Here is a 14,829-nt window from a genome sequence, read left to right as displayed (position 1 = left end):
CCCCCTCTCCGATGAACCGCCGTACCGATGAACCGCGTTCCCCGACGAACCGCCCCAGGCATTGACAGTTTTCCCCCGCTTTCACCGACTTCCCCATGCACCACCCCCGACTTCTCCCTGTACCGCCCCCGACTCTCCCCCGAGTTCCATCCCCGTTCCATCCCCCAGAGGTGACCGGCATGCCCCCCACCATCCGCACCGCGTTCCCGTACGAAACGTCCCACGAGGACGTACGCATCCCGCTGCCCGACGGCGCCCACCTCTTCGCGCGGATCTGGCGTCCCGTCACGGACGAGCCCGTACCCACCCTGCTCGAATATCTGCCGTACCGGCTGAGCGACTGGACCGCGCCGCGTGACTGGCAGCGTCACCCCTGGTACGCGGGCCACGGCTACGCCTCCGTACGCGTCGACGTACGCGGCCACGGCAACAGCGAGGGACTGCCGGGCGACGAGTACGACGCGACCGAGCTGGCCGACGGGGTCGCGGTGATCAACTGGCTTGCGGAGCAGCCCTGGTGCACGGGCAAGGTCGGCATGTTCGGCATCTCCTGGGGCGGCTTCAACTCGCTCCAGCTCGCGGCCCTCGCGCCCGAGCCCCTCAAGGCGATCGTCACCGTCTGTTCGGCCGACGACCGTTACGACAACGACGTCCACTACATCGGCGGCTCGGTGCTCGCCGTCGACATGCATGCCTGGGCCGCGACGATGCTGGCCTTCGTCTCGCGGCCGCCGGACCCGGTGTTCGCCGGCGAGGACTGGCGCGAGATGTGGCTGAGGCGTCTCGAAGCCGTCGACCCCTTCATCCACACCTGGCTCGACCACCAGACCCGCGACGCGTACTGGAAGCACGGCAGCGTCTGCGAGGACTACGGCGCGATCAAGGCGGCGGTCCTGGCGGTGGGCGGCTGGCACGACCCGTACCGCGACACCGTGCTGCGGCTGGTCGAGCACCTGGACCCGGAGAAGGTACGGGGGCTGATCGGGCCCTGGTCGCACCAGTATCCGGACCGGGGGCTGCCGCCGGGGCCCGCGATCGGCTTCCTCCAGGAGACGCTGCGCTGGTGGGACCATCACCTCAAGGGCGAGGACACGGATGTGATGGACGAGCCGCTGCTGCGTTCCTGGATCAGCGCCTCGCACCCGCCCGCGACGGTCTACCCCGAGCTGCCGGGCCGCTGGGTCGGCGACACCGTGTGGCCCTCCCCGAACATCACGACCGTCCCGTACGCCTTCCGGGGCGAGCCGGTCCTTGTCGATTCGCCTCATCACACCGGGCTGGACGCGGGACGCTACTTCCCGTTCGGCAACGACGCGGATCTGCCGCCGGACCAGCGGGACGAGGACGCGAAGTCGGCCTGCTTCGACTTCCCGGTCACGGGCGGTACGGCCGGTGACGTAACCGACGGGCACGGCGACGCTCCGATCGAGATCCTCGGCCGCCCCCGGGTGCGGCTCCGGCTGCGTATGGACGTACCCGCCGGGCAGGCCATCGCCCGGCTGTGCGATGTCGCGCCAGACGGCTCGTCCACGCTGGTCACGCGTGGCGTCCTCAACCTCTCCGCCCGGAACGGCCGTGACCGCAACGACCCGTGGCCCGAGGGCGCGACCGAGGACGTCACCTTCGAGCTGAACGGCATCGGGCACACCTTCCCGCCCGGCCACCACATCCGGCTCGCGGTCTCCTCCGCGTACTGGCCGTGGGTCTGGCCGCAAGGAGACTCGGCGGGCTTCATCCTGGACCCGGGGGGCAGTTCGCTCGAACTGCCCGTCCGTACGGCCGACGGCGAGGCCGACGAGGACCGCCCGATCTCGTTCGAGCCGCCGGAGCAGTCCGAGCCGATGGGCGTGGTGTTTCCGGCCACCCTGGACGAACCGCGCCCCGAGCGGATGGTGATCCGGGACGTGGCGCAGGGCACCTGGCGGCTGGAGGTGGACCCGCGTTACGGCGGCACCCGCGTCTACCCGGACGGTCTCGAATTCACCGAGGACGCGCTGGAGACGTACACGATCCAGGAGAGCGACCCGCTGTCGGCGCGCACCCGCTCGGACTGGACGATCCGGCTGCACCGGCCCGAACTGGCCTGGGACACCCGGGTCGAGACGCGTTCCGAGATCAGCTGCGACGCGGATTCCTTCTTCACCACCAACGAGGTGATCTGCCACGACGGCGAGGAAGTGGTCTTCCACCGGACCTGGGAGAAGCGCATTCCGCGCACGGCGGGCTGACGGCGAGCTGACGGCGGCCGAGCGAGCCGTCGGTGCCGGGCGGTCCGGTGCCGGTTCGGTGCCGGGCGGTTCGATGCCCGTGGCCTCTGCGGCGGCCGCTACGAGGGCCGCCACAGAGGCCACGAGAGCTACGAGAGCTACGAGAGCCATGGGCGCACGGGGCCGCCACGAGAGCTGCCGTCGGGCCACGCGAACACGCCGGGGCCCGACGGGCAACAGCTGCCTCAAGGCGGGCCTCCACGGGCGCTGTGGCGGCTCTGCGGCAGCCTGACGCCGGAGGGGGGCCGCGGCCCCGGCCGTGGCCCCAGCGGCGCGGTCAGGGGGCTACCGCCGGTACGGTCCCGACCCACCCGGCGCCCCCACCGGCACACCCAGCGCTTTTTCGGTCAAGGCGGGCTTTTCACCACTGCCGTGACGGGGCAACACCGACGTAACGTGTCCTGCATCGATCCGGAAAGCGAGGCAGCACCAATGCCCGAGCAGAGCCCGCTCGAACCGACCGAGGGCGATCCCTTCGGCCCGCACAACCTGCCGTACGGAGTCTTCTCGACCTCCGACGAGCCCGACCGCCGCCGGCTCGGGGTCCGTATCGGCGATCAGGTGCTCGACGCGGGAGCGGCGGCGCACACCCTGGGCTCCCCGTACGCGGCCCTGCTGGCGCAGCCGAGCCTCAACCCGCTGATGGCGGCGGGGCGTACGGCCTGGCGCGATGTCCGCCGGGCCCTCACCGCCTGGGTCACCGTCCCCGCGCACCGCGCGGACATCGAGCCGCTGCTCCACCCGCTCGGCTCGGTCACCCTGCATCTGCCGTACGACGTCGCGGACTATGTCGACTTCTACGCGAGCGAGCACCACGCCACCAACGTGGGCCGGATCTTCCGCCCCGACAGTGACGCGCTGACCCCCAACTGGAAGCACCTGCCCATCGGTTACCACGGCCGGGCCGGCACGATCGTCGTCTCCGGTACGGACGTGACGCGCCCGGCGGGCCAGCGCAAGGCGCCGTCCGACCCCGCGCCCGTCTTCGGCCCCTCCGTCAAGCTGGACATCGAGGCGGAGGTCGGCTTCGTCGTCGGTGCGCCCTCCCGGCAGGGCGCACCGGTCGAACTGGCCTCCTTCCGCGACCACGTCTTCGGGCTCTCGCTCCTCAACGACTGGTCGGCGCGGGACATCCAGGCCTGGGAGTACGTTCCGCTCGGCCCGTTCCTCGGGAAGTCCTTCGCCACGTCCGTCTCCGCCTGGGTGACCCCGCTGGAGGCCCTGGACGCGGCCCGGGTGGCGCCCCCGGCCCGTACCGCCGGACTTCTCCCCTATCTGGACGACGCGGACGACGAGGAGCCGGGCGGTTTCGACCTGCGGATCTCCGTGTCCCTCAACGGACAGGTGATCTCCGAGCCGCCCTTCTCCACCATGTACTGGACGGCGGCCCAGCAACTGGCCCACATGACGGTCAACGGCGCCTCTCTGCGTACGGGTGACCTCTTCGCGTCCGGCACGGTCAGCGGCGCCCGGCGCGAGCAGCGCGGCTCCCTCCTCGAACTCACCTGGAACGGCACCGAGCCCCTCGAACTGCCCGACGGCAAGCGGACGTTCCTGGAGGACGGCGACGTGGTGACGATCACGGCCTGGGCCCCGGGCCCCGACGGCACGAGGGTCGGCCTGGGCGAGGTCACAGGACGGATCGCATCCGGCCCGCAATGACCCGCAGGCACACGCCGCGCCGCGCCCCGCCTCCGTCGACCACGCGCGCGTCGCCTGAGCCGGAAACCCGGCTCAGGCGAGGGTGATCTCACGCGGGATGGCCGGCTTGTTGACACAGCCGAGCTCACTGCTCAGCTTCCGGGCCATTGCGGAGGCCATATTTCCACGAAGATCCGTGTTGAAATTCGGCATCCCCACTCCCCACAGAAGCACCTTCAGCGGAAGGCCCTCCTCCTGCCCTTTGTGGGTGCCCGAAATTTTGCATGGAAAGATGAATTCAATCCCCCTACCCGAGTCCTCTGAAGCGAGTACGTCACCTCCAACATTACGCCACTCCTCGGACACATCCCCGGACTGAATTTCACTCATACTGAACTGAAACCAGCGCACATCAGAAGTGAGACGCTCACCATTCTTTGAAATCGCGATCTGGCAAGGGTTGAACGCGGCTGACAAGTGAGCTCCGCTTCCCGGCTCCCAACCGCGCGCCAATGCGATCAACCCGGCTGTCAAATCTCGGACGGGGTAGCTTTGATTCTCGATCCGCAGCTGCCCTCCACCCATTTGTTCCTGCAAGACATCGACATTCTTCGATCCGAAGAGTTCATTGCACGCCTTCCAGCCAATGGGCGAATCATCACGCCTCGGCGGCTCGCTTGAGCAGCCAGTCACGAGCAGGGCCGTGGCGGTGAGCACTCCACATCCTATGCGCATAACCTTTAGGGTCAATTTACCTTCTCCGCAGAACCAATGATCGCCTTGCCGCCTCGATAGGAATACTCAAACTCCCGGTTAAATTCATTCCTTTCGAAATTCGTCATCCCTGCAGTGTCTGCGTAACTAGAGGCAGGTGCCCATGCCGCCATTTGAGCAGCTTCTTCATGATCCTGGTAAGCCCCAAGAGCCTCGGGGTCATTCTTGAATTCGTTGTCCTTGAGATACTGAAGCGTATGGTTTCCGTACGCCGTGTTGATTGCTTCCCCACCTGTCTCCATCAGCAGCGGAACAGCCGTGGCCACCACGACACCCGCAGCAGGGCCGACAACAAGCGCGCTTCCCACACCGACCACGCCAGCCACACCGCTACTCACGCCAAACTTCCGCCACTCACCCTTTTGCTCCTGGAGCAGATTCTTTTCTTCTTCCGTACCCTTGAATTCTTCGCGAATATAATGAGATCGAGACTCGTCCAGAATTCCATGAACCTTGGCCGCATTGTGAGCGAAGGTGGTCCCGGATTCACGATCGCCCTCGAATGAGGCGAGCCCACTGGCCATGAAGACCTGTTGCGCCGACGACAGCGCCTTGTACCCCTCTTCGTCCCCTGCCGCCACCATCATGAAATTGTGCGCGGCCATCTCCCCGAAGTCCGTCCGCGTCGATCCGTCACTGCTGTTGGCAAACAGCTCGTCGCGGCCCAACTCGTCCCCTGAGCCACCGAAGTTCTTCGTCGAATAGTTCAGGTCGTCAATATAGGCGGCCCCCATCCGGCCAAGACTGTCTTTCATGACTTCATGCGCCGGTACGTCCGAGTCCGCGCCATAGATTTCGATTACTCTCTTCATGATCGCGGTCGTTTCTTCGTCACGACGCAGTACAGGGTTCGCGGCATCCCAAGCGTGGCCGGTCGTAGCGGCTTCGAGTGCGTGACCGAGCGCGTCCGGACCAACGCTGGTGGCTTTCTCGTCGGATCCGGCACCGAGCGGTTCAAGAGTGTCCGGCGGCCACTCGAAATCCTTCTTGGTCAACTCGTCGAAGTAGGTGTAGTCGAGCGTCTTTTCCTTGTTGACGGAGCCATTTTCGTTGTACACCGTGGGGCTCTCGTCGGAAAAGAATTTCTTTGCCGCATCCGGACTGTGTCCCAGCGCCTCCATGACACTGGTCAGCGGATCATATCCGGCCCCGGTTTTCCCTGACGGATTGAATCCATAGTTGAGATCAGTTCCTCCCACCGGCTTGTTCAACATGAACCGGTCAGGGTTGTTGTGATGCGTCTGAACTATGTGCTCGGCGATGGGATTAATGAATCGGGAATCATAGTTTCCATATCTCAGCAGACCGCCGAGAATCTGATAGCCGTATGGTGGTGTCGGCGCACCACGAGGAAGTTCGACTCGCTGGTTTCCCAGTTCGCGGAAGTCTTTCTGCCAAGTGGCGGGAAGATGAGACTTATTGTCCGGGTCGGTGGCCGACGCCAGAGCCATACCCATGTTTCGCTGAAGTTCTTTGGTCAGGGCGAGCCGCGACTTATCGTCCTCCCAGGTACCGTCGAGCGACATCTGGCCATAGAATTCCAGGGTCTCCTTCGGTCCGCCGAGTCCCTTGTAGAAGGCGGTCGAGAAGTCGGAGTCGTTCGCGTTGTACTTCATAATTCGGTTGAACTCGGCGAACTGTTTGTCGTTCATCCTGGGACCGATCTTGGCCAGTTCACTCGCCCGCTCCTGCTGAGCGTCGTCCAGCGATGAGTAGCTCTTGTGGCCGAAGTTATTGGGGTCGTTCCCGTGACTCTTGCCGAGTGCCCGGCTGACGGAAGCATCGATTTCCATGGCGTGCGCCAACAGGCCACTGATCCGGTCGGCCAGCGCTTGAGCAGCATCGCGTTGCTCCTGCGTGCGCTCGTCGCTGTCACCCCGGATGTGAGGAAAGAACCACCGGACTGCTCCCTCTCCGATGTCCTCAATCTTGACCCCCAGACCGGGGACATCGACTTCGACGGCGGTCTTCATTTTCTTCTGAATGTCGACGAGTTCCGAATGAGAGTCGTGAAGGAGTTTCGCGATGCTTTCGGCCTCTGCGTGGGCGTCGGCGAACTCCTTCGCAGTCTTCTTGACGAAGGCTCGCGTCACACTCGCGTTTATCCCGGCCCAGCGGGCAGCCTCCGACTTCGCGAGCAGTCCGAATTCGGCGTCGCTCGCAAGAGACTTTAGATTCTTGACCGTCGTTTCCCAGCTCGAAACGGCTGCCCCCAGCTTTCCGAGGTCCACCTCGGCCACATCCATGAACGTAAGACTGCCCACCACTGTCCTTCGCTACTTGAAGTACTCGCTGATCCGTGACACGGGCACCGCGGAACCATTGCGGTTGCGAAACGACGCCTCGATAAGGGCGTCGTCCCGGGCATGCGACGTCTTGGTGTGGTCCAGATGATTGGAGATGTGGGCGCAGGCCTGCAGCAGTGTCTTCAGCTGGGTGGTCCAGATCTCCACTGTTTTCTCCAGGGCTCCGCCCAGGGCGAAGTTGTGGCTCTTGAGCGAGGCGGCGGCCTGCATGGAGGACCCGGCGCCGTTCTTGTCCGCACCCGCGCCCGCGATATCCGCTTGCCTGCCAAGATGATCGTGCAGCATGAATGCCTCGTGGCCGACGTCACCCAGATCATCCTGGTTGGTGACCAGATCGCTCTGCCCGCCGCTCGCGCCACCTCCGCCGCTCCGCGAGTCCGCGGGAAGCTGATTGAGCTTCGTCTCCGTGGACGTGGAATGCCTTTCGGCCACCTCAGCCTTCGACTGCTCCCACTCGTCCCACCCCACGAGAAAGCCCCCCGCCCCACCCATGCGGCTGCTCCTGGCGACAACCTGCGTTCCGCCAACCTAGCAACTCGCCTGAACTGAGCACGCGTTGCTCTGCCGGCTCCCGTCCATGCCGCGTGAGTTATTCGCCGTCGTTCTCGATCCCGGCGCCATCACCCCACGCCGATGGGTTCCCGGAGAGCAGTAGCGGGACGCGGCAGGGCCCGGCACCTCAGTGAGGTGCCGGGCCCTGACATACCTATGGAATCCACCGACGTACGGGAAATCCCGCCGTACGCGGGCTACCGCACAAAGCCCCCCGCCTGACCCGCCAGGTCCAGGAAGTACTGCGGAGCCACGCCCAGCACCAGCGTGACGACCACGCCCACCGCGATCGCCGTCATCGTCAGAGCCGAAGGGACCGCTACCGTCGGGCCGTCGGCCTTCGGTTCGCTGAAGAACATCAGCACGATGACCCGGATGTAGAAGAACGCCGCGATCGCCGAGGCGATCACACCGACCACGACGAGCGCCCCGGCGCCGCTTTCCGCCGCCGCCTTGAAGACCGCGAACTTCCCGGAGAAGCCGGAGGTCAGCGGGATGCCGGCGAAGGCGAGCAGGAAGACCGCGAAGACCGCGGCCACCAGCGGCGAACGCCGTCCCAGACCGGCCCACTTGGACAGGTGCGTCGCCTCGCCGCCCGCGTCGCGTACGAGGGTGACGACCGCGAACGCGCCGATCGTCACGAACGAGTACGCCGCCAGGTAGAAGAGGACCGACGAGATCCCGTCGGGCGTCGCCGCGATCACACCGGCCAGGATGAAGCCCGCGTGCGCGATGGACGAGTACGCCAGGAGCCGTTTGATGTCGGTCTGGGTGATGGCGACGATCGCGCCTCCCAGCATGGTGATGATGACGACGGCCCACATCACCGGCCGCCAGTCCCAGCGCAGGCCCGGCAGGACGACGTACAGCAGCCGCAGCAGCGCGCCGAAGGCCGCCACCTTGGTCGCCGCCGCCATGAAGCCGGTGACCGGGGTGGGGGCGCCCTGGTAGACGTCCGGGGTCCACATGTGGAACGGCACCGCGCCGACCTTGAAGAGCAGACCCATGATGAGCAGCGCGCCGCCGATCAGCAGCAGCGCGTCGTTGCCCATGGTGCCGGCGAGGGCCGGATCGACGTTCTGCACGGTGCCGCCGACGACCTCGGCGATGCGCGCGTACGAGACGGAGCCCGCGTATCCGTACAGCAGGGCGATCCCGAAGAGCAGGAACGCCGACGAGAAGGCGCCCAGCAGGAAGTACTTGACCGCGGCCTCCTGGGACAGCAGTCGCTTGCGGCGGGCGAGGGCGCACAGGAGGTAGAGCGGCAGCGAGAAGACCTCCAGCGCGATGAAGAGCGTCAGCAGGTCGTTGGCCGCCGGGAAGACCAGCATGCCCGCGACGGCGAACAGGGCCAGCGGGAACACCTCGGTGGTGGTGAACCCGGCCTTGACCGCGGCCTTCTCGCTGTCGCTGCCCGGCACCGACGCGGCCTGCGCGACGAAGGAGTCGACGCGGTTGCCGTGGGCCTCCGGGTCGAGCCGGCGCTCGGCGAAGGTGAACACGGCGACGACCGAGGCCAGCAGGATCGTGCCCTGGAGGAAGAGCGTCGGGCCGTCCATGGCGATGGCGCCCATGGCGGCGATGTGTTTCTTGGTCGTCCCGTATCCGCCGGCCGCGAGGGCGACCACCGCCGCGAAGGCGGCGGCCAGGGCGACGACGGAGAGGAAGAGCTGCGTGTGGTACCGCCCCTTACGGGGGACGAACGCCTCGGCCAGGATACCCAGGACGGCGGCGCCCACCACGATCAGTACGGGGGCCAGCTGCGCGTATTCGATGTTCGGGGCAGGGATCTTGTCGATCCCGTTGGCAGACTCGGCCGCCGCCGTTGTCCACAGGCTGTGGACAGCTGTCGCACTCACGGAGCGGCCTCCACCTCGGGCTTGGGATCGGTCTTCTGTACGTCGGACATCGTGTGCTCCACCGCCGGGTTGACGATCTCGGTCAGCGGCTTCGGGTAGACACCCAGGAACAGGAGCAGCGCGATCAGCGGGGTGACGACCACCAGTTCCCGGATCTTCAGGTCCGGCATGGTCCTGACCTCCGCCTTCACCGGTCCGGTCATCGTGCGCTGGTAGAGCACGAGGACATAGAGCGCGGCGAGCACGATGCCGAAGGTGGCGATGATGCCGACCACCGGATATCTGCTGAACGTGCCGACCAGGACCAGGAATTCACTCACGAACGGGGAGAGCCCCGGCAGCGAGAGCGTGGCGAGACCGCCGATCAGGAACGTCCCGGCGAGGACCGGGGCGACCTTCTGCACTCCGCCGTAGTCCGCGATGAGCCGGGAGCCGCGCCGCGTGATCAGGAAGCCGGCCACCAGCATCAACGCGGCAGTGGAGATGCCGTGGTTGATCATGTAGAGCGTGGCGCCCGACTGGCCCTGGCTGGTCATCGCGAAGATGCCCATGATGATGAAGCCGAAGTGCGAGATCGACGCGTAGGCGATCAGCCGCTTGATGTCGCGCTGGCCGACCGCGAGCAGCGCCCCGTAGATGATGCTGATCAGCGCCAGCACCAGGATCACCGGCGTGGCCCACTTGGACGCCTCCGGGAAGAGCTGGAGGCAGAAGCGCAGCATCGCGAACGTGCCGACCTTGTCGACCACCGCGGTGATCAGTACGGCGACGGGCGCGGTGGCCTCCCCCATGGCGTTCGGCAGCCAGGTGTGCAGCGGCCACAGCGGTGCCTTGACGGCAAAGGCGAAGAAGAAGCCGAGGAACAGCCACCGCTCCGTGTCGGTCGCCATCGTCAGCGAGCCGTTGGCCCGCGCCTCGGCGATCTCGGCGAGCGAGAAGCTGCCCGCGACGACATAGAGGCCGATGACGGCGGCCAGCATGATCAGGCCGCCGACCAGGTTGTAGAGGAGGAACTTGACGGCCGCGTACGAGCGTTGGGTCGCCGCCGCCTCGTCCCCGCCCCCCGCCGCGGTAGCGGCAAATTGAGCAGGTGCGGCGCGGTCGCCGAAGCCGCCGATGAGGAAGTACATCGGGATGAGCATGGCTTCGAAGAGGATGTAGAAGAGGAAGACGTCGGTGGCCTCGAAGGAGAGGATCACCATCGCCTCGACCATCAGGATCAGCGCGAAGAAGCCCTGGGTCGGCCGCCAGCGGCGGTTCGGGTTCACATCCTCCAGCGGGTCGGCGTCATGCCAGCCGGCCAGGATCACGAACGGGATCAGCAGCGCGGTGAGCGCGAGGAGCGCCACCCCGATGCCGTCCACGCCCAGTTCGTACCGCACCCCGAAGTCCGCGATCCAGGCGTGCGATTCGGTGAGCTGATAGCGGTCGCCTCCGGGCTCGAAGCGGACCAGCACGACGGCGGCCAGTACGAGCGTGGCGAGCGAGAAGAGCAGCGCCAGCCACTTGGCGGCGGTGCGCCGGGCGGCGGGGACGGCCGCCGTGACGATGGCGCCGACCGCGGGCAGCACCGCCGTCGCCGTCAGAAGAGGGAACGACATATCCGTTTACACCGCCCTCATCAGCAGGGTCGCGGCGATGAGCACTGCCGTACCTCCGAACATCGAGACCGCATACGTGCGGGCGTAGCCGTTCTGCAGCTTGCGCAGCCGGCCGGAGAGCCCGCCGAACGACGCCGCCGTGCCGTTGACCACTCCGTCGACCATGGTGTGGTCGACGTACACCAGGGAGCGGGTGAGGTGCTCGCCGCCCCGGACCAGAACCACGTGGTTGAAGTCGTCCTGGAGGAGATCGCGGCGGGCGGCGCGGGTGAGCAGCGAGCCGCGCGGGGCGGTCACCGGCACCGGCGAACGTCCGTACATCACCCAGGCGATGGCGACACCGATCACCAGGACGACCATGGTGGCGCCGGTGACGGCGCCCGCGCTGATCGGCGCGTGTCCGTGGCTGTGTCCGGTGACGGGCTCCAGCCAGTGGAGGAAACGGTCGCCGATGGAGAAGAAACCTCCGGCGAAGACCGAGCCGAAGGCCAGGATGATCATGGGGATGGTCATGGACTTCGGGGACTCGTGCGGATGCGGCTCGTGTCCCTGAGCATCGGGCTGCCAGCGCTTCTCGCCGAAGAAGGTCATCAGCATCACGCGGGTCATATAGAACGCGGTGATCGCCGCGCCCAGCAGGGTGACGGCGCCGAGGATCCAGCCTTCCGTACCGCCCTTGGCGAAGGCCGCCTCGATGATCTTGTCCTTGGAGAAGAAGCCGGACAGCCCCGGGAAGCCGATGATCGCCAGATAGCCGAGGCCGAAGGTGACGAAGGTGACCGGCATGTACTTCCGCAGGCCGCCGTACTTGCGCATGTCGACCTCGTCGTTCATGCCGTGCATGACGGATCCGGCACCGAGGAAGAGCCCGGCCTTGAAGAAGCCGTGCGTCACCAGGTGCATGATCGCGAAGACGTAGCCGATCGGGCCGAGGCCGGCCGCCAGGATCATGTAGCCGATCTGCGACATCGTCGAACCCGCGAGGGCCTTCTTGATGTCGTCCTTCGCGCAACCGACGATCGCACCGAACAGGAGCGTCACCGCGCCGACCACCACGACCGCCAGCTGCGCGTCCGGCGCCGCGTTGAAGATCGCCCCGGAGCGGGTGATCAGGTAGACGCCTGCGGTCACCATCGTCGCCGCGTGGATCAGGGCCGAGACCGGGGTCGGACCCTCCATCGCGTCACCGAGCCAGGACTGGAGCGGCACTTGGGCCGACTTGCCGCAGGCGGCCAGCAGCAGCATCAGGCCGATCGCCGTCAGCTTGCCCTCCGTGGCGTCCCCCGCGGCCCCCAGCACCGGCCCGAAGGCGAAGGTCCCGAAGGTGGTGAACATCAGCATGATCGCGATCGACAGACCCATGTCACCGACGCGGTTGACCAGGAACGCCTTCTTGGCGGCCGTGGCCGCGCTCGGCTTGTGCTGCCAGAACCCGATGAGCAGGTACGAGGCGAGACCGACGCCTTCCCAGCCCACGTACAGCAGCAGGTAGTTGTCGGCGAGGACGAGCAGCAGCATCGCTGCCAGGAACAGGTTCAGATAGCCGAAGAAGCGGCGGCGCCGCTCGTCGTGCTCCATGTACCCGATCGAGTAGATATGGATCAGCGTGCCCACGCCGCTGATCAGCAGGACGAACGTCATCGACAGCTGGTCGAGCTGGAAGGCGACGTCCGCCTGGAAGCCCTCGACGGGGATCCAGCTGAACAGGTGCTGGTGCAGGGCGCGTTCCTCGCCGCTCTTGCCGAGCATGTCGCCGAACAGCACCACGGCGATGACGAAGGACGCGCCGGCCAGGACCGTGCCGAGCCATTGACCCGAGCGGTCGAGGCGACGGCCGCCGCACAGCAGGACCGCGGCTCCGAGCAGGGGCGCCGCGACAAGCAGCGCAATCAAGTTCTCCACGATTCAGCGACCCCTCAGAGCTTCATCAGGCTGGCGTCGTCGACCGAGGCCGAGTGGCGGGAACGGAACAGCGACACGATGATCGCGAGCCCGACCACGACCTCCGCGGCGGCGACGACCATCGTGAAGAAGGCGATGATCTGGCCGTCGAGATTGCCGTGCAGCCGGGAGAAGGCGACGAACGCGAGGTTGCACGCGTTGAGCATCAGCTCGACGCACATGAAGACCACGATCGCGTTGCGCCGGATCAGCACACCGGCCGCGCCGATGGTGAACAGCAGGGAGGCGAGATAGAGGTAGTAGACCGGGTTCATCGCTTGACCTCCTCCTCTTTCCCGTTCTCACGGCCGGGTTTCCCGTACTCACGGCCGGGTTTCCCGTACTCACGGCCGGGTTTCCCGTACTCACGGGCTGATCGCTCGTCAAGGCCGGACTCCAGCGGGCGGCCCAGCCGCTCCGTCGACCGCTGCTCCAGGGCCTTGAGGTCCGCGATGGCCTCGCTCGACACATCGCGGATCTGGCCGCGGCCCTTCAGCGTCTTGTTGACCGTCAGCTCGGACGCGGTGCCGTCCGGCAGCAGGCCGGCGATGTCCACCGCGTTGTGCCGGGCGTAGACACCCGGAGCGGGCAGCGGCGGCAGTTGCGTGCCCTTGCGGACGCGCTCCTCGGCCATCTCCCGCTGGGTCTTGGCCCGTTCGGTGCGCTCGCGGTGCGTGAGCACCATCGCCCCGACGGTCGCGGTGATCAGCAGCGCACCGGTGATCTCGAACGCGAAGACGTACCTGGTGAAGATCAGGGCGGCCAGTCCCTCGACATTGCCGCCCGCGTTGGCCTGGCCGAGTCCGGTGAAGGTGTCCAGCGAGGCATTGCCGATCCCGGCGATGAGCAGCACGCCGAAGCCGAGCCCACAGGCGGCGGCCAGCCAACGCTGGCCCTTGAGCGTCTCCTTGAGGGAATCGGCGGCGGTGACACCGACCAGCATGACGACGAAGAGGAACAGCATCATGATCGCGCCGGTGTAGACGATGATCTGGACGACGCCCAGGAAATACGCCCCGTTGGCCAGATAGAAGACCGCCAGGATGATCATCGTCGCCGCCAGGGACAGCGCGCTGTGCACGGCCTTCTTCATCAGGATCGTGGAGAGCGCGCCGATCACGGCGACCGTGCCGAGGATCCAGAACTGGACGGCCTCACCGGTCGACGTGGTGGAGGCGGCGGTGGAGGCCGCAGACGTGACGGAAGCGTGGACGGAAGAAGTGACGGAGGAAGTGACGGAAGAGGTGGCAGAGGTGACGGAAGTGACCGAGGCGGCCAGCGCGCTCATGCGCCGACCCCCTCGTCCGTCGGCTTCTCGCCCTTGCTCACCGCGACCTGCCGGACCGTCCCGGGAGCGGCCTCGGTGACCAGCCCCCGGTAGTAGTCCTGCTCGTCCGTGCCCGGGAAGATCGAGTGCGGCGACTCGACCATGCCCTCCTCAAGTCCCGCGAGCAGTTGCTCCTTCGTATAGATGAGGCTCTCGCGAGAACTGTCGGCCAGCTCGAAGTCATTGGTCATCGTGAGCGCCCGGGTCGGGCAGGCCTCGATGCACAGGCCGCACAGGATGCAGCGCGCGTAGTTGATCTGGTAGACGCGGCCGTACCGCTCGCCCGGGGAGTAGCGCTCCTCCTCCGTGTTGTCCGCGCCCTCGACATAGATCGCGTCCGCCGGGCACGCCCAGGCGCACAACTCGCAGCCGATGCACTTCTCCAGGCCGTCCGGATGCCGGTTCAGCTGATGGCGGCCGTGGAAGCGCGGCGCCGTCACCTTCGGCTGCTCCGGATACTGCTCGGTCAGCCGCTTCTTGAACATGGCCTTGAAGGTCACGCCGAAGCCGGCGACCGGATTCCGGGGCGGACGCGGGATGTCCCCCTCCGGAACGTCTCCC

11 protein-coding genes are annotated in these 14,829 nt (G+C 66.6%); 2 read left to right on the top strand and 9 right to left on the bottom strand.

Annotated features, from left to right (window positions below):
• Positions 1–179: 179 nt before the first annotated feature.
• Complete coding sequence (locus ACIQD6_RS00260) at positions 180–2,228, top strand: CocE/NonD family hydrolase (RefSeq protein WP_401876598.1); 2,049 nt, start codon at positions 180–182, stop codon at positions 2,226–2,228.
• 471 nt (positions 2,229–2,699) lie between these two features.
• On the top strand, positions 2,700–3,929 hold the full coding sequence (gene fahA, locus ACIQD6_RS00255; RefSeq protein ID WP_401876597.1) for a fumarylacetoacetase: 1,230 nt from the start codon (positions 2,700–2,702) through the stop codon (positions 3,927–3,929).
• A 72-nt stretch (positions 3,930–4,001) separates the two neighbouring features.
• Here the strand turns inward: fahA and ACIQD6_RS00250 are convergent, their stop codons facing one another.
• The 9 genes from ACIQD6_RS00250 to nuoI all read right to left on the bottom strand — a co-directional run bounded on the left by ACIQD6_RS00250 (position 4,002) and on the right by nuoI (position 14,807).
• The gene (locus ACIQD6_RS00250) at positions 4,002–4,625 is read right to left on the bottom strand and encodes a hypothetical protein (RefSeq protein ID WP_401876596.1); all 624 of its coding nucleotides are present in this window, start codon (positions 4,623–4,625) and stop codon (positions 4,002–4,004) included.
• A gap of 29 nt (positions 4,626–4,654) precedes the next feature.
• Positions 4,655–6,922 (bottom strand): hypothetical protein, encoded by a 2,268-nt coding sequence (locus ACIQD6_RS00245; protein ID WP_401876595.1) that lies wholly within the window; start codon positions 6,920–6,922, stop codon positions 4,655–4,657.
• A gap of 36 nt (positions 6,923–6,958) precedes the next feature.
• A complete protein-coding gene (locus tag ACIQD6_RS00240; RefSeq protein ID WP_401876593.1) occupies positions 6,959–7,480 on the bottom strand; it encodes a hypothetical protein in 522 nt (173 codons plus the stop codon).
• 257 nt (positions 7,481–7,737) lie between these two features.
• On the bottom strand, positions 7,738–9,399 hold the full coding sequence (gene nuoN / locus ACIQD6_RS00235; protein WP_401876592.1) for an NADH-quinone oxidoreductase subunit NuoN: 1,662 nt from the start codon (positions 9,397–9,399) through the stop codon (positions 7,738–7,740).
• On the bottom strand, positions 9,396–11,000 hold the full coding sequence (locus ACIQD6_RS00230) for an NADH-quinone oxidoreductase subunit M (RefSeq protein WP_401876590.1): 1,605 nt from the start codon (positions 10,998–11,000) through the stop codon (positions 9,396–9,398). Before ACIQD6_RS00230 ends, nuoN begins: the two co-directional genes overlap by 4 nt.
• A gap of 6 nt (positions 11,001–11,006) precedes the next feature.
• Positions 11,007–12,902 (bottom strand): NADH-quinone oxidoreductase subunit L, encoded by a 1,896-nt coding sequence (nuoL, locus tag ACIQD6_RS00225; RefSeq protein ID WP_401876588.1) that lies wholly within the window; start codon positions 12,900–12,902, stop codon positions 11,007–11,009.
• Positions 12,903–12,916: 14 nt separating this feature from the next.
• A complete protein-coding gene (gene nuoK, locus ACIQD6_RS00220; protein ID WP_040024225.1) occupies positions 12,917–13,216 on the bottom strand; it encodes an NADH-quinone oxidoreductase subunit NuoK in 300 nt (99 codons plus the stop codon).
• Complete coding sequence (locus ACIQD6_RS00215) at positions 13,213–14,229, bottom strand: NADH-quinone oxidoreductase subunit J (RefSeq protein ID WP_401876587.1); 1,017 nt, start codon at positions 14,227–14,229, stop codon at positions 13,213–13,215. The genes nuoK and ACIQD6_RS00215 overlap by 4 nt, the downstream gene beginning before the upstream one ends.
• Positions 14,226–14,807 carry an NADH-quinone oxidoreductase subunit NuoI gene (gene nuoI / locus ACIQD6_RS00210; protein ID WP_401877999.1) on the bottom strand — a complete coding sequence of 194 codons (582 nt, stop codon included), beginning with the start codon at positions 14,805–14,807 and terminating at the stop codon, positions 14,226–14,228. The genes ACIQD6_RS00215 and nuoI overlap by 4 nt, the downstream gene beginning before the upstream one ends.
• Positions 14,808–14,829: the final 22 nt, after the last annotated feature.

Origin of the sequence: Streptomyces sp. NPDC088400, assembly GCF_044753355.1 — a bacterium.
Classification (GTDB): Bacteria; Actinomycetota; Actinomycetes; order Streptomycetales; family Streptomycetaceae; genus Streptomyces.
The sequence above is the reverse complement of the archived record's forward strand: the minus strand, read 5'-3'. Positions and strand labels throughout refer to the sequence as shown.

Excerpts from the sequence above, each read along its gene's own strand:
- ACIQD6_RS00260 (WP_401876598.1), top strand. The coding sequence starts at position 180 with ATGCCCCCCACCATCCGCACCGCGTTCCCGTACGAAACGTCCCACGAG.
- fahA (WP_401876597.1), top strand. The coding sequence starts at position 2,700 with ATGCCCGAGCAGAGCCCGCTCGAACCGACCGAGGGCGATCCCTTCGGC.
- ACIQD6_RS00240 (WP_401876593.1), bottom strand. The coding sequence starts at position 7,480 with ATGGGTGGGGCGGGGGGCTTTCTCGTGGGGTGGGACGAGTGGGAGCAG.
- ACIQD6_RS00230 (WP_401876590.1), bottom strand. The coding sequence starts at position 11,000 with ATGTCGTTCCCTCTTCTGACGGCGACGGCGGTGCTGCCCGCGGTCGGC.
- nuoK (WP_040024225.1), bottom strand. The coding sequence starts at position 13,216 with ATGAACCCGGTCTACTACCTCTATCTCGCCTCCCTGCTGTTCACCATC.
- ACIQD6_RS00215 (WP_401876587.1), bottom strand. The coding sequence starts at position 14,229 with ATGAGCGCGCTGGCCGCCTCGGTCACTTCCGTCACCTCTGCCACCTCT.